This is a genomic window from Enterococcus raffinosus, assembly GCF_019175485.1.
Classification (GTDB): domain Bacteria; phylum Bacillota; class Bacilli; order Lactobacillales; family Enterococcaceae; genus Enterococcus_A; species Enterococcus_A raffinosus.
Window position 1 is genome coordinate 764,741 of sequence record NZ_CP072888.1, and the last position, 22,563, is coordinate 787,303.

The window sequence follows — 22,563 nt, forward strand, 5'->3', positions numbered from 1 at the left end:
TTAAAGGTAGAATAAGCATTATTCTATCATTTGAAAAGGAGGGCAACGATGTTACGTACACAATTTGAAGAAGATCTATTAAATCTCCACAATCAGTTTTATGAAATGGGTATGATGGTTTCAAGTGCAGTACACAAATCAGTACGATCATATATTGATCATGATAAAAAACTCGCGCAAGAGGTCATTGACCATGATATTGAGATTAATGATATGGAAGTTCGCTTAGAGAAAAAAAGTTTTGAAATGATTGCATTACAGCAGCCTGTTACGACAGATTTGCGTACGATCATAACAATCATGAAGGCCAGCTCAGATCTAGAACGAATGGGTGATCATGCCGTCTCTGTGGCAAAATCAACGATTCGCTTAAAAGGGTTACCGCGAATTTTAGAAGTTGAAAAAGAAATCAACGAGATGTCTAATTATGTGAAAAAAATGGTGGACAACGTGTTGGTTGCTTATGTCAAAACAGATGAAAAAGACGCGCGTATGATTGCCAAAATGGATGAACGAGTAAATGATTACTTCCAAAAAATCTACGATATGACAACGAACACGATGGAAAAAGAATCGGATACCATCATTAGTGGAACGGATTATCTACATGTTGCTGGTTACTTGGAACGTGTTGGCGATTATGTGACAAACATTTGTGAGTGGATAGTTTACTTAGCTACCGGCAAGATCACTGAATTGAACAGCAATCGCAATGAAAATTTCTAAAGCAAATGACCAGTTAGAATAATCTAACTGGTTTTTTCTATATTTAAATAGGAAGAAACTTCACTCTTAAGGAAGTCGGATGAAAAGATGGGTCTTTAGTCCTATGACAAACCGACAAAAACATTGCATAATATGAATGTAAACAAAAGTAATGTATTTGCTTTTTGAAGGAGGCAATTTCTATGAATGAAAGACAACGAATTTTGGAATTAGTTAAAAAAGGTATTTTATCGACTGAAGAAGGTTTAGATTTATTAGAAAGCATGGCTAAGGCGAAGGATGAAGCGCAGATTAAACAAGCTGCAGATAAAGTGGATTCTTACCACCGTGACCAAGCAACTAATTTAGTTGATGAATGGGAAGATGGGGCAGACAAAGAAAAAGCAAAAGGGTCTGATGAACAGGACTTAGAAGACCTAGAAGCTTATTTTGATGACTTAGCAACAGAAGTCAATCAAATTTCTGCTCATATTGATGAAATTAACCAAAAGAAGAATGAATTAAAAGCAGTGCTTCACGAAAAAGAAGAAGTTTTGATGGAGTTAGATACAAAAGAAGAATTGGATACTTTGTCAGAAGCGGATGATGACATCCGAGCAGCTGTCGAAGAAGCAATTAGTGGTCTTAAAGAACAAATCTCAGAATTAGAAGAACAAGTGGAAGAGCAAGAAGAAGAATTGAGCAATGTACAAAACGATCAAAAAGAAAATCGCAAAAAACGTGTATATGCTCATATCGAAATCCCAGACGATTTAAAGGATCAAGCTAGCGAAACGTTCTCGCAAGTTGGTGAAAAACTGGGTGAAGCCGGCGTTCAACTAGGTCGTTTAATGAAAAAAACTTGGAAAACTGTTTCTGATACGGTGGAAGAAAATGTTGATTGGAAAGATTTCAACGTAAAAGTTCCCGGTCTCGTTACATCTAAATTTGAACATCAATTTCTATATACAGATGTTGAACCTACCTTGCTTGATATTAAACTAGCAAATGGTAAAGTGACCTTAAAGGCATGGGATGACGCTGCCATCAAAGTAGATGCGAAAATTAAACTTTATGGTAAAATGAATGAAGCTACACCATTACAATCATTGATGGAGCGTAGTCAGATCGAAGTAAATGATGAACATATTTCATTCCAAATTCCAAATAAGCGGGTTCAAGCAGAATTAGTCTTCTACTTGCCAAAACGTACGTACGATCATGTAGCGGTTAAATTATTAAATGGGGATTTGGTCGTTGAAGAAATGGATGCCAAAGATGTATATGCCAAATCAACAAACGGCAATATTACCTTTAAGCAGATTGATGCAACGATGCTTGAAATTCAAGGTGTTAACGGCAATATCGAAATTCGCGAAGGCGCGATTTTAGATTCGATTATTGAAACGGTTAACGGAAATATCACTACGAAAGCAGCGATTCAAAATTATGGCATCTCATTAGTCAATGGCGATGTGAAATTAACTGCTGGTCATGACAGCCTGCAAAAGATCAAAGCAAGCTCAGTCAATGGGAACGTTAAAGTTTCGGTAGGAAAAACGATTGGTTTAGAAGGCTTGGCTAAAACGAGTCTTGGCAGCATCAATGATCGCTTATCAGACTATGAAGTAATTAGAGAGAAAAAAGAAAAAACAAATCGCTTGTTGCAATTCCGTCGAGTAGCCGATGAAATGGCGAAGATTGATGTGTCAACGACGACAGGTAGTATTTTCTTGAAAGATTTTGACAATTAGGAAATAATAAGGAAGGAAGATTCATATGCAAAAGAGATTACAAAAGTCACGAAACAATGTGGTACTGACAGGTACCTTAGCCGGGATCGCCGAATACTTCGGGATTGATCCAACAATCGTGCGTGTGATTTATGTTTTCTTAAGTTTCGGCTTAATCGGCGCACCGGTTGTACTATATGTCTTGTTAGCATTAGTGATTCCTGCTGCCCCAAGAGGCCGGGACTCTTATGGACATAATAATCCATACTACGGAAACAACGACTACAACAACTATGAGAAAAAAGCGTCCCGCCAACGTAAGAAAGCGGACAAAATCGACGATGATGACTGGAGCGACTTTTAATGACTTACCTACAGCGCTTAATAGCTAACTCACTGATTTTTATTTCACTATCGGTGCTCTTTCCCACACATGTTTATGTGGAAAGTTTGACGATGGCTATTGCTGCAAGCTTTGTCCTATCAATATTAAATACATTAGTGAAGCCTATATTGATTTTGCTTTCACTGCCGTTAAATATTTTAACTCTCGGACTGTTCAGTTTTGTGATTAGCGCTGGTATGCTGCAATTGACTTCCAACTTATTAGGAAATTATCGTTTTGGCTTTTCTAGCTTTGCCGTCTCAGTTTTAGTGGCTGTCGTCATGGCGATTGTCAATGCGATCGTTTCGGATCATAATATCGACAAATACGCGGATAGGTAAATTTAACCTATCCGTTTTTTTGTACAAGTTTTGTTTGGATTGATAGTTAATGCGACTCTCTTTAGTTTAAGATACCTATCAAAGTAAGGTTTCATTAATATTTTATGAAGCCTTTTTTGATTCTTCAGGGAGAAGTAGTCTGAACCTAGTCACTCCATTGATAAAATGATAAAATAGAGCGGAAGTGTAGAAAAGAGGGATTAAATGGCTGAAACAGTAAAAGTAAAAGAACTAGTTGATAAATTATCATTAGAAGTAGTAACTGGTGATGAAGAAAGTCTTGAGCGGGTCATTACTACCGGCGATATTTCTCGTCCAGGGTTAGAGCTGACCGGCTATTTTAACTATTATTCACACGATCGGTTACAACTTTTTGGGAATAAAGAAATCACCTTTGCGGAGCGCATGATGCCAGAGGAACGGCTGATGGTTTTGCGACGCATGTGTAGTGATGATACACCTGCTTTCATCGTTTCGCGAGGATTAACGCCGCCGAAAGAGATGATCAAAGCAGCTAGTGAACGCAACATTCCAGTATTGAGCTCTCCAATCTCAACCTCGCGACTATTAGGTGAGATTTCTAGTTTTTTAAATGGCGGATTAGCACCTCGTACCAGCGTTCATGGCGTATTAGTGGATGTTTATGGACTGGGCGTTTTGATTCAAGGAGACAGTGGAATTGGTAAGAGTGAAACGGCGTTAGAACTGGTCAAGCGTGGTCACCGATTGATCGCGGACGATCGGGTAGACGTTTATCAGCAAGATGAATTGACTTTAATTGGTGAGCCGCCTAAGATCTTACAGCATTTAATCGAGATCCGCGGAATCGGTATCATCGATGTGATGAATCTGTTTGGAGCAAGTGCAGTTAGAGGCTCTATGCCACTTCAACTAGTGGTCTATTTAGAAAATTGGTCGAAAGACAAAAAATATGATCGCTTAGGTAGTGGAAATACAGATGTAGAGATCGCGGAAGTAAAAATCCCGCAAGTAAAGATTCCTGTGAAGACTGGACGGAACGTCGCTATTATTATTGAAGTAGCAGCGATGAATTTCCGGGCTCGCACAATGGGGTACGATGCTACGAAGACCTTTGAAGATCGTTTAACCCAATTAATCGAAGAAAACTCGGGCCAATAAAATGATTGGACAGATAAATCGTACGGCCTTTGAATTGTTTGGTCTTCAAATTTATTGGTACGCGATTATTATTGTTTCTGGAATTGCCATTGCTTTATGGCTTGCGAATCGTGAGGCATTGAGAGTCGGCTTAAAAGAAGATGATATGACGAATTTCATTCTCTGGGCACTGCCGATTGCGATTATTGGTGCGCGCCTGTATTATATCTTGTTTGATTTAGAGCCATATCTGGCAGATCCAATACAGATTTTTAATACACGTAGTGGTGGCTTAGCGATCTATGGCGGATTGATTGCGGCAGCGATTGTTTTGATTGTGTATACGCGTTATCACTTTATTGATCCATGGCTCTTCTTAGATGTTGTCGCACCAAGTGTCATGCTGGCACAAGCGATGGGACGTTGGGGGAATTTTACAAACCATGAGGCATATGGCGGAGAAACAACGCGTCAATTTTTAGAGGGGTTACACTTGCCGCAATTTATCATCAATAATATGTATATTGATGGTGCCTTTCGTCAACCTACCTTTTTTTATGAATCAATGTGGAGCTTGTTAGGATTCATTTTGATTTTAATTGTTCGAAAAAAATTGTCGGTTAAACGAGGAGAACTCTTTTTAAGTTATGTAATTTGGTATAGTTTTGGTCGCTTCTTTATTGAAGGTATGCGGACAGACAGCTTATACGCATTTGGAGGAATTCGTGTTTCTCAAGTGTTGTCGCTCATTCTTTTTGCCGGAGGACTTTTTCTGTTTTATTATCGGCGAAAAAAACGTACGGATATCAAGCTGTACGAGCGGGATAAAGGAACTAATCAGGCTCTAATTTAAGAACGAGATGGTAGTTAGATATGCTATGATAGTAAAGGAAAAACATTTTTAAATGTGTCACATTTAGTAGATAGATAAGCGTATTTATCTTCTTAGAAGAATAAATACCTTAATATAAAATAGGAGGAAATCTCTGTGAAGCAAAAAGTTGCAGTTTTAGGACCGGGCTCTTGGGGAACAGCATTAGCACAAGTTTTGGCTGAAAATGGACATGAAGTAAGACTTTGGGGAAATCATGAGGCGCAAATTGATGAAATCAATACGTACCACACGAATCGCCATTACTTACCAGACCTGAAAATTCCCGAAAGCATTAAGGGTGAAAAAAATCTAAAAAATGCGGTGAAAGATGCGGATGCAGTTCTGTTTGTTGTTCCAACAAAGGCGATTCGATCCGTTGCACAGGAATTTGCTCAAGTTGCTGAGAACAAACCAGTAATTATTCATGCTAGTAAAGGATTAGAACAAGATACCCACAAACGGATTTCGGAAGTCCTAATTGAGGAGATCCCAGAGGAACATCGTCAAGGTGTAGTCGTACTTTCTGGACCAAGCCATGCTGAAGAAGTAGCAGTACATGACATTACAACAATCACTGCTGCCTGCAAGGATGAAGATTTAGCAACTTATGTCCAAAAGCTGTTTATGAACGATTATCTAAGAATTTATACAAATCCAGATGTTATTGGCGTTGAGACCGGTGCAGCATTGAAAAACATCATCGCTTTAGGTGCGGGTGCATTGCATGGACTTTCTTATGGGGATGATGCAAAGGCAGCAATTATGACACGTGGTTTAGCTGAAATTAGTCGTTTGGGAGTAGCCATGGGTGCTAATCCATTGACTTTCATTGGGTTAAGCGGTGTAGGTGATTTGATTGTTACTTGTACATCAGTCCATTCGAGAAACTGGCGTGCAGGAAATCTTTTAGGCAAAGGCCACAAACTTGATGAAGTATTAGATAATATGGGCATGATCGTGGAAGGTGTTTCAACCACTAAAGCGGCAAAAGAACTGGCCGATAGCATGAATGTAAGTATGCCGATAACTGAAACAATCTATGAGGTTTTATACAACGATAAAGACGTGCGTCAGGCTTGTCGTGAATTAATGACACGTGAAGGTACGTTTGAAAATGAATTTACTTTAGAATAAATAGAAAGAGTGGGACAATTATGCGAGTAAAAAAAGCCGTTATTCCAGCTGCTGGGCTGGGAACAAGATTTTTGCCAGCTACAAAAGCGATGGCAAAGGAAATGTTGCCTATCGTAGACAAACCAACGATTCAATTTATCGTTGAAGAAGCATTGAAATCTGGAATTGAAGATATTCTAATCGTAACTGGAAAAGCTAAACGACCAATCGAAGATCATTTTGATGCAAACATTGAACTAGAAATGAACTTGCAAGAAAAAGGGAAAACAGATTTATTGAAGCTTGTAGAGGAAACTACCGATGTTAATTTACACTTCATTCGTCAATCACATCCTAAAGGATTAGGCCATGCAGTTTTACAGGCTCGTGCATTTGTTGGCAATGAACCGTTTGTTGTCATGCTTGGTGACGATTTGATGGAAGACCGCGTGCCATTAACGAAACAATTAATGAATGATTATGAACAAACACATGCTGCAACAATCGCAGTGATGCGTGTGCCGGAAAAAGAAACGTCAAAATACGGGATCATCAATCCAGGTGAAGAGGTTTCTAAAGGGTTATTCAATGTGAAGAACTTTGTTGAAAAACCAAAACCAGAAGAAGCGCCAAGTAATTTAGCTATTATCGGACGTTACTTGTTAACGCCTGAAATTTTTGATGTATTAGCTACGCAAAAGCCAGGTGCAGGAAATGAAATTCAATTAACTGATGCGATTGATACGCTAAATAAAACTCAAAGAGTGTTTGCTCACGAGTTTAGCGGAACTCGCTATGATGTTGGTGATAAATTCGGATTTATGACAACAAGTATCGAATACGGTTTGAAACATCCTGAAATTAAGGATAATCTACGTGAGTATATTATCAGCTTAGGCAAAGAATTAAGTGGACAAAATAAAACAAAAAAATAATTTTCAAAGCGCAGATTTGAGTCTGCGCTTTTTATATTATTAGTTATTTTATATAAACGAATTATTTGTTTTTTAAATGCTAATTATCAATATAACGAATAGAAAAAATTAGTAATTTCGTTATATAATATTTTTTGAAAATAACGACATTGAAAAGGAGAATGAATGAAAACTTCCCGTTTAAATAAAGAAATCGTTATAGCATGCGCGATGGACCTAGTTTATGAATCAGGTATTAATGGGTTAAGACTAAATAAAATTGCTGATCGGTTGGATGTTAAGTCTCCTTCGTTGTATACGCATACAGGAAGTGTGACAGAATTACGACAAGCGGTAGTTAGACGAGCGATGGAGGATTTTCGCGAACAATTAGTAGATTCATTGTTAGGCAGAGCGAATCTTTGCGCTTTTATCGAACTAGGAAAAACTTGGGCTGACTTTGCCAAAAATAAAAACGCGTTTTATACTGTTTTTTATGAAAAAGAGTACATAGACTCTTATGAAAAAAGCATTGCTGTTTTTCTAAGAGCTGCCTTTGAGCGAATTTTTTCAGAATGTGAACTGACAGATAAGGAAATTCTTCAAGTGGAGCGAGTAATGACAAACTATTTTCGCGGTCATGCAGATGGGTTCACTGAAAATAATTTTAACGAGACTGATTTGATTAGTGATTTAGAGATTATCTATAATGGTATTCTGCAAAACTTTACGAAAGTCCCTCAATGATTATATTGAGGGATCTTTTTAATTAGTACAGATTATAACTCTTTCTCTTTCATTAATTTCTATGAGAATGGTATAATTTAAGTTAGCATAATGAGAGAACAATGGGAGGAGTGATTGAATGAGTTTAGGTGGCATTGCAGCAATTATAGCAGCACTTGCATTTGTTGTTTTGGTCATATTCTTAGTACGTGTTTTAAGCCAAGTTTCAAAAACAGTTGAAAAGGTTGAAACGACGGTAACAGAGGCCAATACAACGATTGATGTGCTTACCAAAGATGTAGATTTACTCATGCAACAAGTAGAAGGATTGTTGGTAAAGGGCAATCATCTGTTGAATGATATTAACGGTAAAGTTGAAACGATTGATCCATTATTCACAGCGGTAGCTGATTTGAGTCAGAGTGTTTCTGATTTGAATACTACTAGCCGTAACTTAGCTGGAAAAGTCGGTGGAGTTAGTAAAAATGCAGCAAAAGCAAGTGTCGCAGGAAAAGTTGGCGCGACAACGATGAAATTCTTTAGAGATCGTAAAACTACCACAAAAACGGAGGGATAGGAATGTCAAAAAACGGAAAGTTTTTAGCAGGCGCCTTGATTGGTGGAACGGCTGCAGCAGTAGTTGCTTTATTATTAGCACCAAAATCAGGAAAAGAAATGCGTGAGGATTTAGCGAAAAAGACAGATGAATGGTTAGATGTCGCTTCTGACTATACGGATGATTTCGTTGCGAAGACTAGCGAAATGGGGTCGATCGTAAAAGATCGTGCTTCTGATTTAAGTGAACAAGCAAGTGGCTTAGCGTCAAATGTGAAGGGAAAAGTAAATGATTCTATGGATGACATGGATGATATTACGACGGATACCTTGGAAGATTTGAAACGTCAAAGCTCTGATTTGTCGGATCGTTTCCGCAAGGCAGCGAGTGAGGCGAAGGACGTAGCAGAAGATGCTTCAGAAGATATCGTAATCGATGTGAAGGAAACAAAGGAAGACGCAAAAGAAACCGTGTCTGAAGGAGCAGCGGCTCTAGCTGATAAATCAGAAGAGTTGAGTAAGGATAAGCCCGATTTTGCTGAAGTCAAGGAAGAACTGAAAGAAGAAGTGGAAAAAAATAATCCGGAATAAACCAACGTAGCCCTTAGCATTTAAGGGCTATTTTTTATGCCATTGCGTGCGCAACGCATGATATTGCTGTAATCTTTAAACATAATAATCAATAATTGAGGTGTAACGAAATTGGAATTAGGCAAACGTATTCGTTCAAAAAGAGAAGAATTGAAGATGACTCAACAGCAATTGGCCGATCAAATCTATGTTACAAGACAAACTATTTCAAAATGGGAATTAGGAAAGAGCGTTCCAGATGCGATTTCTAAAAAAGGTTTAGAGAGAGTCCTGGATATTCAATTTGCGGAAGAGTCCTCTTCGAAAAAGGAGAAGGAGGAATATTTTTTGAAAAAAGTTCAATGGTTCTTTGGTTTAGTATTGTTTGGCATTTTATTTTTACCCTTACGCTTTTTATGGATCGCGATTCGTCGTAATTGGAAACAGCCATGGGCTCGTTTTGTTTTATTGCCAATTATTTTGGCTTTTTCATTGTGGTACTTGCATTCACTTAAAGACACAGTATTCTATTTGTTTTTAATAGTGATAATGCTGGCCTATTTTAGTGTTAGCGGATATTTTTTTAATGAAAAGCAAGTGGTAGATAATCATCAGGAATGAAGTATTTTATGTTATAGGAACAAAACAGGTATCCATTCACATTAGAGATGGATACCTGCTTTTATTTTCTATAAAGTAATTAATTCTTTTGATGTTGTGGTGAATGGAATACAGCCGTCTTTAGTTACATAAAGGCAATCTTCGATTCGAACACCGACGTCGTTTGGTAAGTAAATGCCAGGTTCAATCGAGAAGCACATGCCTTCTTTAACTTCCAGATCATTTCCGCCGACGATTTGTGGGAATTCATGAATCGTTGTTCCAATTCCGTGGCCTAAACGATGATTGAAATACTCACCATAGCCATGACTTTCGATGACATCTCGGGCAAGCTTATCTAATTGCCCACAGGTTACACCTGGTTTTACAGCATTCATCGCAGCCATATGTGCCTCTAAAACGATGTTGTAGATGTCTTTTTGATGATCTGTCGGTTTTCCACAAGCAACCGTGCGGGTCGCATCACTGCAATAGCCGTTAACAATCGTACCGAGATCGAATAAAACAAGTTCATTTTCCTTACATGTATTTTTACCTGGTGAACCATGTGGACTGGCTGCGTTAGGTCCTGCCAAAACTTCTGTAGGGAAGGACATTTGTTTAATCCCTTTTTTCTTTAATTCATATTCAATCTCTGCAACAATCTCTTCTTCAGTTACACCTGGTTTCACATGTCTAAACCCAATTTCAAAAGCTAAGTCTGCTGTAGAGCCAGCTTCGATCAAGCGTTGGCACTCCTCTTCGGTCTTATATAACTGTAGTTCCTGAACGAGTGGGGTCAAGTCAGCTGAAAAATCGGCGGATGGAAAAGCTTCATTTAAGCGTAGATAACGATCAAGGACTAACTGATTTTTTTCTAATGCAATTCTTTTTGGCGCTCCATAACGTTTTTTAATTTCCTCTACAATGAGCGCGAATGGGTCTTGGCTGTCTAAGTAGCCAACAACATCGTATTCAAAACTGCTGGCTTTTGCATCTTCAACTTCTAAGCCAGGCGCAAATAAAAATGGATCCTTTTCAAGTGGAATGAACAATGCCAATACACGTTCCATCGGGTTGCTATCGAAGCCGGAGAAATAACCGATGTGGCTCGCATCTGAAACATAAGCCAAATCAACCTCATTTTTTTGCATCCATTTTCGTAGTTCTAAAACTTTTTCTTGGTTCATTAAAGCATCCTTCTTTCTTTTGGCGTTATATTGATTGTAACACTAATAAAATTTATTGAAAAATGATTCTGATAAAACGCTTACAAAATTTTAAGGAAAAATGTGTAAAACGGTTGCAATCAATGAAACAACGTGCTATTATCTTTTAGAAATGTAAATGATATTTTCTGAAAACAAAAAAAGGAGCATATCCATGGAAAAGCAAACAATTACGATTTATGATGTTGCCCGTGAAGCAAATGTTTCAATGGCAACCGTTTCTCGTGTAGTCAATGGCAACCCCAATGTAAAACCTACAACACGTAAAAAGGTGTTAGAAGTTATTGAGCGTCTAGATTATCGCCCAAATGCTGTCGCACGAGGACTAGCAAGCAAGAAAACAACAACAGTCGGTGTAATCATCCCAGACGTCAGCAATATGTTTTTTGCGTCATTAGCACGAGGAATTGATGATATTGCTACAATGTACAAATATAATATCATCCTAGCGAACTCAGATGGCGAAGCGCAAAAAGAAGTAAATGTATTAAATAATTTATTAGCGAAACAAGTAGATGGTGTAATTTTCATGGGTCATCGTATTACTGATGAAATCCGTGCAGAATTTTCACGTTCAAAGACACCAATCGTTTTAGCTGGTTCAATTGATCCAGATGAACAAGTGGGTAGTGTAAACATTGATTACAAAGCAGCAACTAAAGAATCTATTGATTTATTAGCAAAACATGGCAATAAGAAAATTGCCTTCATCAGCGGAGCGTTGATTGACGCGATTAATGGTCAAGCTCGTATGGGCGGCTATAAAGAATCATTGGCTGAAAATGGTTTAGACTACAATGAAGGGCTGATCTTTGAAGCGCCTTATAACTTTAAAGAAGGATTAGCATTGACTGATCGTATCTTAAATAGTGGTGCAACAGCAGCGTATGTGACTGATGATGAATTAGCTATCGGTTTATTAGACGGCTTGATTGATAAAGGCGTGAAAGTTCCTGAAGACTTCGAAATCATCACAAGCAATGATTCATTGCTGACAGAAGTGGCACGTCCGCGTCTAAGCAGTGTGACTCAACCATTGTATGATATCGGTGCCGTTGCGATGCGTCTGTTAACAAAAATGATGAACAAAGAAGACATTGAACAAAAAACAATCGAATTGCCACATGGTATCTTCGAAAAAGGATCAACGAAGCAATAATATGAAAAAAGGCTGTGCCAAATTTGGCACAGCCTTTTTCATCGGGTTACATTGTTGAAGGGTGTCGTCGTGCAAAATCGAAAAAGCGGAATTTATCCACCTGGTGACGACTTTCTGTGTATTGAAATTGCCGAGCATCACTAGTAAATACTCGACTTTTTACTGAAACAATATTGATATCGTGCTGATTAAGATCCAATAGTTCTCGATCTTCATCAGTCAGGGCATCAATCGTGATTTCCTTTTCAGCAAAAGCGATATTCAACCCCAATTGATTTTCAAAGTAGCGATAAATGGAATCCTTTGCGATTTCAGTATCTAGTTCAGGCACAACTGTCGTCAGTAATAGGTCTTTATCAAGTATTACTTTTTTCTGGTCGATCGCTCGTGTACGAATCAATTCCCAGCAGACAGCCCCGATTTCAAATCCAGTGACACGTGCTTCCTTTTCATTAATCATAACTTTCTTTAAACTAATAACGTCCGTACTACTGTCATAGCCATAAGAATTTTGGAGTTCCTTGTAACTCGTTAAACCAGAAACAGGAAATCGCAGCTGCTCTCGCTTCAAAACAAGTGAACCTTTACCTTGAATTTTTTGAATATAGCCATTAGCCATCAGAAGAGACAAGGCTTTGCGAATCGTATCGCGTGATACATGGTAGGTTTGACGCAATTTGTTTTCACTAGGCAAATAAGAACCCGCTTCATAAACGCCTTTTAAAATTCCTCGTTCGATTGCTTGGTAAATCACCTCATAATTTTTCATTTTGCCCTCCTTTTATTCAATTCGTTCACTAATCTATCAGTACTGGAAATAGATAAACACAACTTGTCCGTATATGTGATTCCATTATACAAAGAAAATAATTACAAGTAAAACGTTTTCTTTGGGTTTTGGATGAATAAAATGAGTAAATTCTTATTTTAAGAGAAGCTTGTTTGCTTTCTTACCAACCTGTTGGTAACTATAAGACTGATTAATCATTAATAAAATTTGTTATCGTCCATTAAAATTAAATATCTCTAATAAACACTTCGTAGCGCCGGATGTAAGCGATTTACAAAAATGCTCAAACCAATTATAGTAAACCTATCAGCTGAACTTATCCATACAAGTTAAATTTATTCGGAGGGAAAAAAGATGGGAAAATATGAAAAGGATACAAAGGACCTGCTGGTAGCCATTGGTGGAAAGAAAAATATTTCTGCGGTTACCCACTGTGCTACTCGGATGCGCTTTGTGCTAAATGATCCAAAAAAAGCAGATGAGGAGCGAATCGAAGAGATTCCAAGTGTTAAAGGAATGTTTACTAATGCTGGACAATTTCAAGTAATTATTGGAAACGATGTAGCCGTTTTTTACAATGAGTTTGTTGCTGTTTCCGGAGTAGAAGGTGTTTCGAAAGAAGCCGCAAAATCGGCGGCCAAACAAAATCAAAATCCAGTCCAACGCGCCATTACTGTTTTAGCAGAAATTTTTACCCCTTTATTACCAGCAATTATTGTCGGCGGTTTGATTTTAGGATTTCGTAATATTTTGGAAGCCGTACCAATGGGATGGCTGAATGGTCAAACAATTGTTGAAGCCTCTACATTTTGGAACGGTGTCAATGGGTTCTTATGGTTGCCAGGTGAAGCGATTTTCCACTTCTTGCCAGTCGGGATTACTTGGAGTATTGCTCGTAAAATGGGTGCGACTGAAATCTTAGGGATCGTTCTTGGGATCACATTAGTTTCGCCACAATTGTTAAATGCCTATTCAGTTAACGGCACGACAGCGGCAGAAATTGCAAAGAACTGGACATGGGACTTTGGCTTTTTCACTGTTGATAAGATCGGTTACCAAGCCCAAGTTATTCCAGCAATGCTGGCAGGGTTTCTACTAGTTTACCTAGAACGCTTTTTCCGGAAACATATTCCTGAGGCTGTTTCAATGATTTTCGTTCCATTTTTCTCATTGCTTCCAACGATTTTGGCTGCTCATATTATTTTAGGTCCTATCGGTTGGAAAATCGGAACAGCGATCTCTGCTGTAGTAAATGCGGGTCTAACTTCTAGCTTTAGCTGGTTATTTGGCGGAGTATTCGGAGCGCTATATTCGCCTCTGGTTATTACTGGGTTGCATCATACGACATTAGCGATAGACTCACAATTAATTGCCGACTTTGGTTCGACTAACTTATGGCCAATGATCTGTTTATCCAATATTGCTCAAGGGGCGGCTGTTTTAGCGATAGTTTTTGCTCATCGTGGAAATAAAAAAGAAGAACAGGTATCTATTCCATCAGTGATCTCTGCTTGGTTGGGTGTTACGGAACCGGCGATGTTTGGGATCAACTTAAAATATACCTATCCATTTATCGCGGCGATGATCGGTAGTGGGATCGCAGGCTTGTTCGTAACGTTATTCAAGGTTCGGGCATTATCAATTGGTGTCGGCGGACTTCCAGGGATTCTAGCGATTCGCCCGCAAGACTATCCAATCTTTGCGATTGGAATGGTAATCGCGGTTGCTGTCCCATTCCTTTTGACACTGACTTTCCGTCGGATCGGTTTGTTCAATAAAATTGATCGGATCGAAGAAGAAAATGTGCCAACATTGGGCAATGAGTCTGTTAAGAAAACGGGTTCTGTTGTTGAGTTGTTTTCGCCAATTGCTGGAATGCTTCATCCTTTAAGCAGTGCAAAAGATCCGGTATTTGCAGAGGGAATGATGGGACAAGGGGTTGTGATTGACCCGAGTGAAGGAAAATTAGTTGCACCCTTTGATGGTCAAATTAGTTTGTTGTTTCCAACAAAGCATGCTATCGGTTTAGTTAGTACAGAGGGAACAGAGGTATTGATTCATATTGGGATTGATACTGTACAATTAGACGGCAAATATTTTACCAGTCATGTACAGCAAGGAGACAGTGTCAAAAAAGGTCAGCTTTTAATGGAGTTTGATGTTGAGGCCATCAAGTCAGCAGGATATGAGGTGCAAACACCGATTATCGTAACAAATTCAACCGACTTTCAAGTGGATCCATTGATTCAGGAAGCCCCTGTAACAAGTGCAGAGAAAATTTTATTAGCGACAGAATTATAGAAGCTGGAGGACAAAATGAGTTTTAAAGAAAAAGTCATCTACCAAATTTATCCCAAATCTTTTTTGGATACAAATCAGGACGGCATCGGGGATCTACCAGGTATCAAGCAAAAAATCCCCTATTTGAAACGTTTGGGGGTCGATATGATTTGGTTGAGCCCAATCTATCCAAGTCCTCAAAAGGACAATGGGTACGATGTAGCGAACTATACAGCGATTAATCCAATGTTTGGAACCATGAGTGATTTTGAAAATCTAATTGCTACCGCAAAAGAACATGGTATCGAAGTAATGCTGGATATGGTTTTCAATCATGTCTCGACAGAGCATGAATGGTTCCAAAAAGCATTGGCTGGTGATAAAAAATATCAAGAGTACTTTATCTTACGGGATGAGCCAACGGATTGGGTTTCTAAATTCGGTGGAAATGCTTGGGCTCCATTTGGAGAGACTGGTAAATTCTATTTGCATCTATTTGATAAAACACAAGCTGACTTAAATTGGCGAAATCCAAAAGTACGCGAAGAATTATTTGAAGTTATCCGTTTTTGGATGGAAAAGGGTGTAAAAGGGTTTCGATTCGATGTGATCAATTTAATCGGCAAAGATGAAGTTTTAAAAGATTGTGCAGAGAATGACGGAAAACCCGCCTACACAGATCGTCCGATTAATCACGACTTTATCCACATGATGAATCAGGCAACCTTTGGGAAAGAGACAGATATGATTACCGTTGGTGAAATGAGTTTTACCACAGTGGAAAACTGTATTTTGTACACCCAACCTGAGCGCGAAGAATTAAACATGACCTTTAACTTCCATCATTTAAAAGTTGATTATAAAGACGGTAAGAAGTGGACACAAATGCCATTTGATTTTACTCGACTAAAAGAATTGTTTCATACTTGGGGAACGCAGATGAGCCAAGAGAACGGATGGAATGCTCTTTTCTGGAATAATCACGATCAGCCAAGAGCGTTGAATCGGTTTACGGATGTGGATAACTATCGTGTAGCTGGCGCAAAAATGCTAGCTAGTTCGATTCATTTGAATCGGGGGACGCCATATATCTATATGGGAGAAGAAATCGGAATGCTCGATCCAGATTTTGATTCTATGGAAAAATATGCAGATGTGGAAAGCCTAAATGCGTATCAAGAATTGCTATTAGCAGGAACATCGGAAAAGGAAGCCTTTAAAATTGTCAAAGCAAAGTCGCGGGATAATTCAAGAACGCCGATGCAGTGGGATAGTGGAGAATATAGTGGCTTTTCAACGGTTGATCCGTGGCTGTCACTAGGAAATACGGCTAATGAAATCAATGTGGCGAAGGAGCTGCAGGAGGGATCTATCTTTAATTATTATCAACGATTGATCAAGTTGAGGAAAGAATATCCAATCATTGCGGAAGGAAGTTATGAAGCTTTTTTACCAGATCATCCGCAAATCTACAGCTATATCCGTAGCTATGAGGATCGTAGACTTCTTGTGCTAAATAATTTCTTTCCACAGGAAACAACAATTGATCTGCCTGATGAATTTCAAAAGGGCGAAGTATTAATCAGTAACTATGATAGTGATACAAAGGGTCAAGAAATCACATTGAAGCCGTATCAATCCATCGCTATTTATTGTTAAAAAAACGCGTGAGCAAAATGTGCTCACGCGTTTCTATTTAGTTAAGTCTATTCGTTTATTTATCAAATAAATGATTATACCGCCTAGTGACATAGAAAGTAATTCACCTAAACCGATAATCAGCCAATTAAGTAAAAATGGCGCCTGATAGAAGAACGTTAATTGTCCTGCTACCGTAAACATCGAAAAGGCAAAGAGGAATGCTGTGATAATCATTTTTTTCTTAAGATTTGTGACTTTTCGAGTAATTCCCCGACATATCAACAAAACGATCAACGTAGAGACACTCCCTAATGCTACATCTACAATCCCTAATGGGGATGCCAAATTGGCAATCGCGACACCTAGCGTCACAGCGATCGTATATCGCTTGTTGAAAAGAGGTAAGTAGTTGAACATTTCCGCTACACGGAGCTGGATCGCGCCAAAACTAATAACGGATAAAACGATGGTGACAGCGACATACAGCCCTGTCACGACGGCCATTTTTGCCGTGTCGGTGGTGGTCCAGCGTTGTGCTGAACTTTTTTCAAGATTCATTTTTCATTCTCCTTTACAAGACATCGTCTCGTTAATAACTGCGACCAAAGGATTGAAGTGTCACAGTGCGAAAATATCGCTACCACCTATCTTAGATTATTTAGAAAAAATTGCAAGCTATTTTAAAAGCCAGCCACCATCGATAGGTAAAATATTTCCTTGCATATAACGAGTCTCATCACTCGCTAAGAATAATGTCGCATAAGCGACTTCTTTAGGATCGGCCCAACGCTTAACAGGAGTTTCCTCAGCGACCCATTTTGCCATTTGGCCGTCACCGGCAAAATCAGCCTGATTCATAGGCGTATTGATGGCTCCAGGAGCGATAGCGTTGACGTGAAGCCCCTTGGCAGCATAGTCTAAAGCAAGCTGCTTAGTAAAGCCGACAATCGCATGTTTACTAGTAGTATACGCAATCCCTCCGCCACCAGCGACAAGTCCAGCAATTGAAGCCATGTTAATGACAGTCCCTTGATTCTCTAATAGCTCTGGCAGTAATAATTTTGTTAGGGTGAACATGCTGTTAAGATTCGTAGTTAATATGTTTGACCATAGTTCTTCGTCTGTATCATGCAACGGCAAATAATCATCCAATACGCCTGCTGTATTTAACAAAATGTTCACAGTACCAAAATGTTCATGGCATTTTCTTATCGCTTTCTTCAAAGCTATTTTTTCTCGAACGTCGCCAATAAAGAAAGCAAACTGTTCAGGGTAGTTCATTTGCAAAGTCAGCATCTCTTGCTTTTGCTGATCAAAGGCAAAAACATAGGCACCAGTAGTCAAAAACGCTTGTGCCTGAGCAGCCCCGATCCCTGAAGCAGCGCCAGTAATAAACACTACTTTTTTTGAGAAATCCATCGCCATCATTCGACGATTTTCCAATCTTCTGCCAAAATATCACAAACGGTCGGTGCGAAGCTGGAGAACCCTTCATCAGCGGTCTTGATCAAAAAGTAGGGGGTAACGGGCGAACCATCAAATACGTCTCCTTCCACTAGGGTTACGTACAATTCGAATCCGCCCCAACCTTCACGGATAATCTTTGCCCCTTTTTTTAGTTCAGGTAAAATTTCTTCAAATGTCATTGATATTTCCTCCATCTAAATTTTCGTTTTCTTTTGGTAGAATACCAAAAAGTTTGAGGAGCTACAAGAAGACGAAGAGAGGAGCAATCACCGAAAAAGACCTCTCCAGTCAAAGGAGAGGTCTTCATCAAAGATTAATCATCTGTTTTTGTTTCTTCGTCTTCTTTATCCTCTTTATTTTTGGCATTGACTTTATTACGTGTGTTCCAATATGTTTTGTAGTCATCATCGGTTCCGCCGATACCAAATTCATAAGTATTGTCGCCAGGACCATCCTTCGCCCAAAGAGAGGTTGCTTCTCCACTTGGTACTTGATAATTCGTACCGTCGTGACTAACTTTTCCAGGTTTTAATCCAGTAAAGTCTGAAACTTTGATTTGTTTTACATCATCAGACAACTCAAACTCTTCATTTTCACCGAAGACATTTGGATTTACTTGATAAATTCGACCAGCAAGGTAAGCCATGTAGGTCGCTGTCCGATTTCCAGCTCCGTCATTCATTGGTTTGTTATCATCTCGTCCAGTCCATGTTCCTAATGTAATAGACGGTGTAGAGACGATCAACCAATTGTCCGCATAATTATCGGTGGTTCCGGTTTTTCCGACCCAATCGGCCGTGCTCAATTGATAATTAACACCACTTAAGATCGTTTTGAATGGCGTTGTATGCTGCTCGTTTATGACACTACGCATCAGGTCATTCATAATTGACGCTGTTGCTTTAGAATAAACTTGAACAGGAGCTTCTTTATGTTTGTAGATTTCTTTTCCTGTGCTGTCAGTGATTGAGTCAATCAAGTAGCCCTGTTGATAAACCCCACCATTTGCTAAGGTTTGGAAACCATTTACTTCTGTTAAAGTTGTGACATTAGTCGTTCCTAGTGGTGCGGATTCTACCCCCCAAGTATTGGAGGATGGATAATTCATTTTCTTCAGGTAATTATCATATGCAAACTGGTCAGAGCCTTTATTTGTTAACAAGTCTTGGTAAACATGATAGGACGTAATATTAGTTGATTCAACAAGTGCCTGCCGTGTTGTTTGAAAAGTCTTAGACCCTTTGTTTTCTGCATTACCTAGTTCCTTGCCGGCGTTTTCACCATGTTGGTATTTCATTGGGAAGTCAGCGATACGTGATGCACTTCCTAGTAGCCCTTGATCAATAGCAGGTCCATAAACTAAAACGGGTTTGATAGAGGAACCAGCTTGTCGTGCGGTATCGAAGGCGTGATTGTTTTGATTGGTATTGTAATCTCGACTGCCGACGAAGCCATAGATACGACCGGTTTTATTATCCATCATCACTGTACCAGGCTCTACTGTTGCGCCAGAGCCGTCATCTAAGTATTGTCCATATTCGGCGACACCTAATTGCATTGCATCATAGATATTTTTATCAATCGTTGATTTTACTACTAAGCCTTGATTTTGCATCTTAACTTTCGCTTGTTCAATGTAGCGATTTTGTACATCTTCTTTATTGTAATCTGCATCGCTCACACCATCTTCTTTAGCTTGCTGTTTGGCTACAATATTAATTGCCTCATTATAAACCGTGTAATATAAGAAGCCGTGTTGCTGAACCTCGACGTCCTGTCGCGCTTGGAAATCTTTTGCTAGATCATATTTTTTTGCGTCTTCGTATTCTTTTTTAGAAATCATTTGTTCACGGTACATATTAAAAAGAACATCGTCTTTACGTGCCATCCCAAGAGAATAGTCTTGTTTCAAATCGCCCGTATTGGTGTAAGGACTGTAGACGATCGGGCTTTGTGGCAACCCAGCAATAAATGCGGATTGCGGCAGGTTCAAATCTTTAGCGTGAACCCCAAAAATTCCAATTGCAGCTTCTTCGACCCCAGCAATGTTTTGACCCTTGTTGTTCCGACCAAAAGGAGAGACATTCAGGTAAGCCGTTAAAATCTCATCTTTGCTTAAATATTTTTCCAAATCCAATGCCAAAACAATCTCATTCGCTTTTCGCTTAAAAGAGGTTTCGTTTGTCAAAACTTGTTGCTTGATTAATTGCTGAGTAAGTGTGGAGCCACCAGATCCAGCTCCAAAGCCTACGACTTCACCGAGTAAGGCGCGTACAACAGCTTTTGGAACGACTCCGTGGTGTTCATAAAAGTTTTCATCCTCAGTAGCTACAAGAGCTTTTTTCACCCATTGGGAGATTTCATCGGAGTTTATTTTTTCACGAATGGGATCAGCTTGAATTGTCGCCAGTTCTTGGTTATCCGCATAGAGAAGCTTAGACGATTCCGCGATGTCTCCGACTTTTTGCTTCATTTCAGATTTTGTAGGCGTTGGCGTCCCTTCGACAAGATGCGCAAAATACCCAGCACCGATTCCGACGACTAGCATGCCGCCTAAAAAGAGCACAACGATTAAGCCGAGCAGCAGTGATTTAACCACTCGCAATGAAACGTTAAGCGCGAAAGGTCCACCAAGAGCCGGTCTTGCCTTACTTTTGCTGCTCTTTTTCGGTTGCTTATTTATTTTTTTCTTGTGAGCCAAAAAGTCCACCTCATTAGATTCTATTCATTTTAATTATCTGTTGAATTATAGCAAAGTTTTACTTCTATTAACAAGCGGATGCAATGTTTGTAATCAAAACTTCAACTAATTGTTAAGTAAAACAAAACAAACATTATTATATTGATTGTCTCACCTGATTTGAGCTTGGATTTTATTCCTGAAGAAGTTCGAATTAAATCTAGCGAATAGCTTTTATTTCCGCCTTTTTTCAGTTAATATGGGAAAGTATAAATCATTTGAAGATGATATGCGTAATGAAGAAATGTTCCCCTTTTAAATAAGGGACATCAAAATGTATTAGGAGGATAAAACATGCATTCAGACTTTTTCCAAGAACTAAAAGCCCGTGGCTTAATTTTTCAAGTAACAGATGAAGCAGCCCTAGAAAAACAATTAAATGAAGAGTCTGTTAAACTATATATCGGCTTTGACCCGACGGCTGACAGCCTGCATATAGGTCATCTATTACCGATTTTGACGTTGCGTCGTTTCCAACAAAACGGACACGTTCCTATCGCATTAGTTGGCGGTGGTACCGGAATGATTGGAGACCCTTCATTTAAAGATGCGGAACGTCAATTGAATACCTTGGATACTGTTCAAAGCTGGTCTCAAAGTATCAAGAATCAGCTTTCTGGTATTATTGACTTCGAAAATAAAGAAAATCCAGCGATCGTTGCTAACAATTATGAATGGTTAGGCGAATTAAAATTGATCGACTTTTTACGTGATGTAGGGAAAAACTTCACCATCAACTACATGATGAGTAAGGAAAGTGTAAAACGTCGCATCGAATCAGGGATTTCTTACACGGAGTTTGCTTACCAGTTGCTCCAAGCCTACGATTTTTATGAATTGAATAAACGTTATGGTTGTTTATTACAATTAGGCGGAAGCGACCAATGGGGAAATATCACTTCAGGAATTGAGTTGATCCGTCGCGAAGAAGGAAAACAGGCTTTCGGTTTAACAATGCCATTGATCACAAAAGCGGATGGTACGAAATTCGGTAAAACTGAAGGAAATGCGGTTTGGTTAGATCCAGAAAAGACATCACCGTATGAATTTTATCAATTCTGGATCAACACAGATGACCGTGACGCGGTGAAATTCTTGAAATACTTTACTTTCTTGAGTTTAGAAGAAATCGAAGCAATTGAAAAAGAATTTACTGCGGCACCTGAACAACGTGCGGCTCAAAAAGCGTTAGCCAGAGAAGTTACTGTATTGGTTCACGGAGAGGAAGCCTACAATCAGGCTGTTCATATTTCTGAAGCGTTATTTAGCGGAGATGTTAAGAACTTAACTGCGGATGAAATCAAACAAGGATTTAAAAACGTGCCTAGCTACCAAGTTAAAGCGGAGGATGATTTGAATCTTGTGGAGATTCTATTGACCGCAGGGATTGAAAAATCTAAACGTCAAGCGCGAGAAGACATTAACAATGGAGCGATCTATATCAATGGAGATCGTGTACAAGATGTGGCTTACACACTAAGTGATCAAGACAAATTGTCAAATGAATATATCGTTATTCGTCGTGGCAAGAAAAAGTACTTTGTTTTACAATTTTAATTGTTAGTAGAAAAAGGATTGTACCAATTTTTTTGGAGCAATCCTCTTTCTATGTAATAGGCGGT

General features: G+C 39.0%; 22 protein-coding genes. 16 read left to right on the forward strand and 6 right to left on the reverse strand.

Annotated elements, in window-relative coordinates; genetic code table 11:
* Positions 1-48 precede the first annotated feature (48 nt).
* The 12 genes from phoU (at position 49) to J9537_RS03835 (ending at position 9,656) form a co-directional block, all read left to right on the forward strand.
* Positions 49-726, forward strand: a complete 678-nt coding sequence (phoU, locus tag J9537_RS03780; RefSeq protein ID WP_010746710.1) for a phosphate signaling complex protein PhoU — start codon at positions 49-51, stop codon at positions 724-726.
* 182 nt (positions 727-908) lie between these two features.
* Positions 909-2,459 (forward strand): daptomycin-sensing surface protein LiaX, encoded by a 1,551-nt coding sequence (gene liaX, locus J9537_RS03785; RefSeq protein ID WP_060789265.1) that lies wholly within the window; start codon positions 909-911, stop codon positions 2,457-2,459.
* A gap of 25 nt (positions 2,460-2,484) precedes the next feature.
* Complete coding sequence (locus J9537_RS03790) at positions 2,485-2,802, forward strand: PspC domain-containing protein (protein ID WP_010746708.1); 318 nt, start codon at positions 2,485-2,487, stop codon at positions 2,800-2,802.
* Entirely contained in the window at positions 2,802-3,164 is a 363-nt protein-coding gene (locus J9537_RS03795) for a phage holin family protein (protein WP_010746707.1), read from the forward strand. The genes J9537_RS03790 and J9537_RS03795 overlap by 1 nt, the downstream gene beginning before the upstream one ends.
* A gap of 204 nt (positions 3,165-3,368) precedes the next feature.
* A complete protein-coding gene (gene hprK / locus J9537_RS03800; protein ID WP_218256777.1) occupies positions 3,369-4,304 on the forward strand; it encodes an HPr(Ser) kinase/phosphatase in 936 nt (311 codons plus the stop codon).
* Position 4,305: 1 nt separating this feature from the next.
* Entirely contained in the window at positions 4,306-5,136 is an 831-nt protein-coding gene (gene lgt, locus J9537_RS03805) for a prolipoprotein diacylglyceryl transferase (protein WP_218256778.1), read from the forward strand.
* Positions 5,137-5,271: 135 nt separating this feature from the next.
* Positions 5,272-6,291 (forward strand): NAD(P)H-dependent glycerol-3-phosphate dehydrogenase, encoded by a 1,020-nt coding sequence (locus tag J9537_RS03810; RefSeq protein WP_218256779.1) that lies wholly within the window; start codon positions 5,272-5,274, stop codon positions 6,289-6,291.
* 20 nt (positions 6,292-6,311) lie between these two features.
* Positions 6,312-7,205, forward strand: coding sequence for a UTP--glucose-1-phosphate uridylyltransferase GalU (gene galU, locus J9537_RS03815; RefSeq protein ID WP_010746703.1), 894 nt, complete (start codon positions 6,312-6,314; stop codon positions 7,203-7,205).
* Between the two features lie 165 nt (positions 7,206-7,370).
* A complete protein-coding gene (locus tag J9537_RS03820) occupies positions 7,371-7,931 on the forward strand; it encodes a TetR/AcrR family transcriptional regulator (RefSeq protein WP_010746702.1) in 561 nt (186 codons plus the stop codon).
* Between the two features lie 118 nt (positions 7,932-8,049).
* Positions 8,050-8,487 carry a DUF948 domain-containing protein gene (locus J9537_RS03825; RefSeq protein WP_010746701.1) on the forward strand — a complete coding sequence of 146 codons (438 nt, stop codon included), beginning with the start codon at positions 8,050-8,052 and terminating at the stop codon, positions 8,485-8,487.
* Positions 8,488-8,489: 2 nt separating this feature from the next.
* Positions 8,490-9,056, forward strand: coding sequence for a YtxH domain-containing protein (locus J9537_RS03830; RefSeq protein ID WP_218256780.1), 567 nt, complete (start codon positions 8,490-8,492; stop codon positions 9,054-9,056).
* A 111-nt stretch (positions 9,057-9,167) separates the two neighbouring features.
* Positions 9,168-9,656 carry a helix-turn-helix domain-containing protein gene (locus J9537_RS03835; RefSeq protein WP_218256781.1) on the forward strand — a complete coding sequence of 163 codons (489 nt, stop codon included), beginning with the start codon at positions 9,168-9,170 and terminating at the stop codon, positions 9,654-9,656.
* 68 nt (positions 9,657-9,724) lie between these two features.
* Here J9537_RS03835 and J9537_RS03840 read toward each other — a convergent pair whose 3' ends face one another.
* Positions 9,725-10,825 carry a M24 family metallopeptidase gene (locus J9537_RS03840; protein WP_218256782.1) on the reverse strand — a complete coding sequence of 367 codons (1,101 nt, stop codon included), beginning with the start codon at positions 10,823-10,825 and terminating at the stop codon, positions 9,725-9,727.
* A 193-nt stretch (positions 10,826-11,018) separates the two neighbouring features.
* Here J9537_RS03840 and ccpA point away from each other — a divergent pair, with 193 nt between their 5' ends.
* Positions 11,019-12,023: a catabolite control protein A gene (gene ccpA / locus J9537_RS03845; RefSeq protein WP_010746697.1), complete on the forward strand. Its 1,005-nt coding sequence runs from the start codon at positions 11,019-11,021 to the stop codon at positions 12,021-12,023.
* A gap of 46 nt (positions 12,024-12,069) precedes the next feature.
* Here the strand turns inward: ccpA and treR are convergent, their stop codons facing one another.
* Positions 12,070-12,792: a trehalose operon repressor gene (gene treR / locus J9537_RS03850; RefSeq protein WP_028020175.1), complete on the reverse strand. Its 723-nt coding sequence runs from the start codon at positions 12,790-12,792 to the stop codon at positions 12,070-12,072.
* A 375-nt stretch (positions 12,793-13,167) separates the two neighbouring features.
* Between treR and treP the strand changes: the two genes are divergently transcribed.
* Together treP and treC are read left to right on the forward strand one after the other, a co-directional pair.
* A complete protein-coding gene (gene treP / locus J9537_RS03855; RefSeq protein ID WP_218256783.1) occupies positions 13,168-15,114 on the forward strand; it encodes a PTS system trehalose-specific EIIBC component in 1,947 nt (648 codons plus the stop codon).
* A gap of 15 nt (positions 15,115-15,129) precedes the next feature.
* Positions 15,130-16,752 (forward strand): alpha,alpha-phosphotrehalase, encoded by a 1,623-nt coding sequence (gene treC, locus J9537_RS03860; RefSeq protein ID WP_218256784.1) that lies wholly within the window; start codon positions 15,130-15,132, stop codon positions 16,750-16,752.
* Between the two features lie 33 nt (positions 16,753-16,785).
* Here treC and J9537_RS03865 read toward each other — a convergent pair whose 3' ends face one another.
* The 4 genes from J9537_RS03865 to J9537_RS03880 form a co-directional block, all read right to left on the reverse strand.
* Positions 16,786-17,292: a QueT transporter family protein gene (locus J9537_RS03865; protein WP_010746693.1), complete on the reverse strand. Its 507-nt coding sequence runs from the start codon at positions 17,290-17,292 to the stop codon at positions 16,786-16,788.
* A gap of 117 nt (positions 17,293-17,409) precedes the next feature.
* The gene (locus J9537_RS03870; RefSeq protein WP_218256785.1) at positions 17,410-18,162 is read right to left on the reverse strand and encodes a 3-oxoacyl-ACP reductase; all 753 of its coding nucleotides are present in this window, start codon (positions 18,160-18,162) and stop codon (positions 17,410-17,412) included.
* Positions 18,159-18,380: a DUF2829 domain-containing protein gene (locus J9537_RS03875; protein ID WP_010746691.1), complete on the reverse strand. Its 222-nt coding sequence runs from the start codon at positions 18,378-18,380 to the stop codon at positions 18,159-18,161. Before J9537_RS03875 ends, J9537_RS03870 begins: the two co-directional genes overlap by 4 nt.
* A gap of 134 nt (positions 18,381-18,514) precedes the next feature.
* Complete coding sequence (locus J9537_RS03880) at positions 18,515-20,902, reverse strand: transglycosylase domain-containing protein (RefSeq protein ID WP_218256786.1); 2,388 nt, start codon at positions 20,900-20,902, stop codon at positions 18,515-18,517.
* 333 nt (positions 20,903-21,235) lie between these two features.
* On the opposite strand from J9537_RS03880, the gene tyrS reads away from it, so the two are divergent.
* Positions 21,236-22,498 (forward strand): tyrosine--tRNA ligase, encoded by a 1,263-nt coding sequence (gene tyrS / locus J9537_RS03885; RefSeq protein WP_010746689.1) that lies wholly within the window; start codon positions 21,236-21,238, stop codon positions 22,496-22,498.
* Positions 22,499-22,563: the final 65 nt, after the last annotated feature.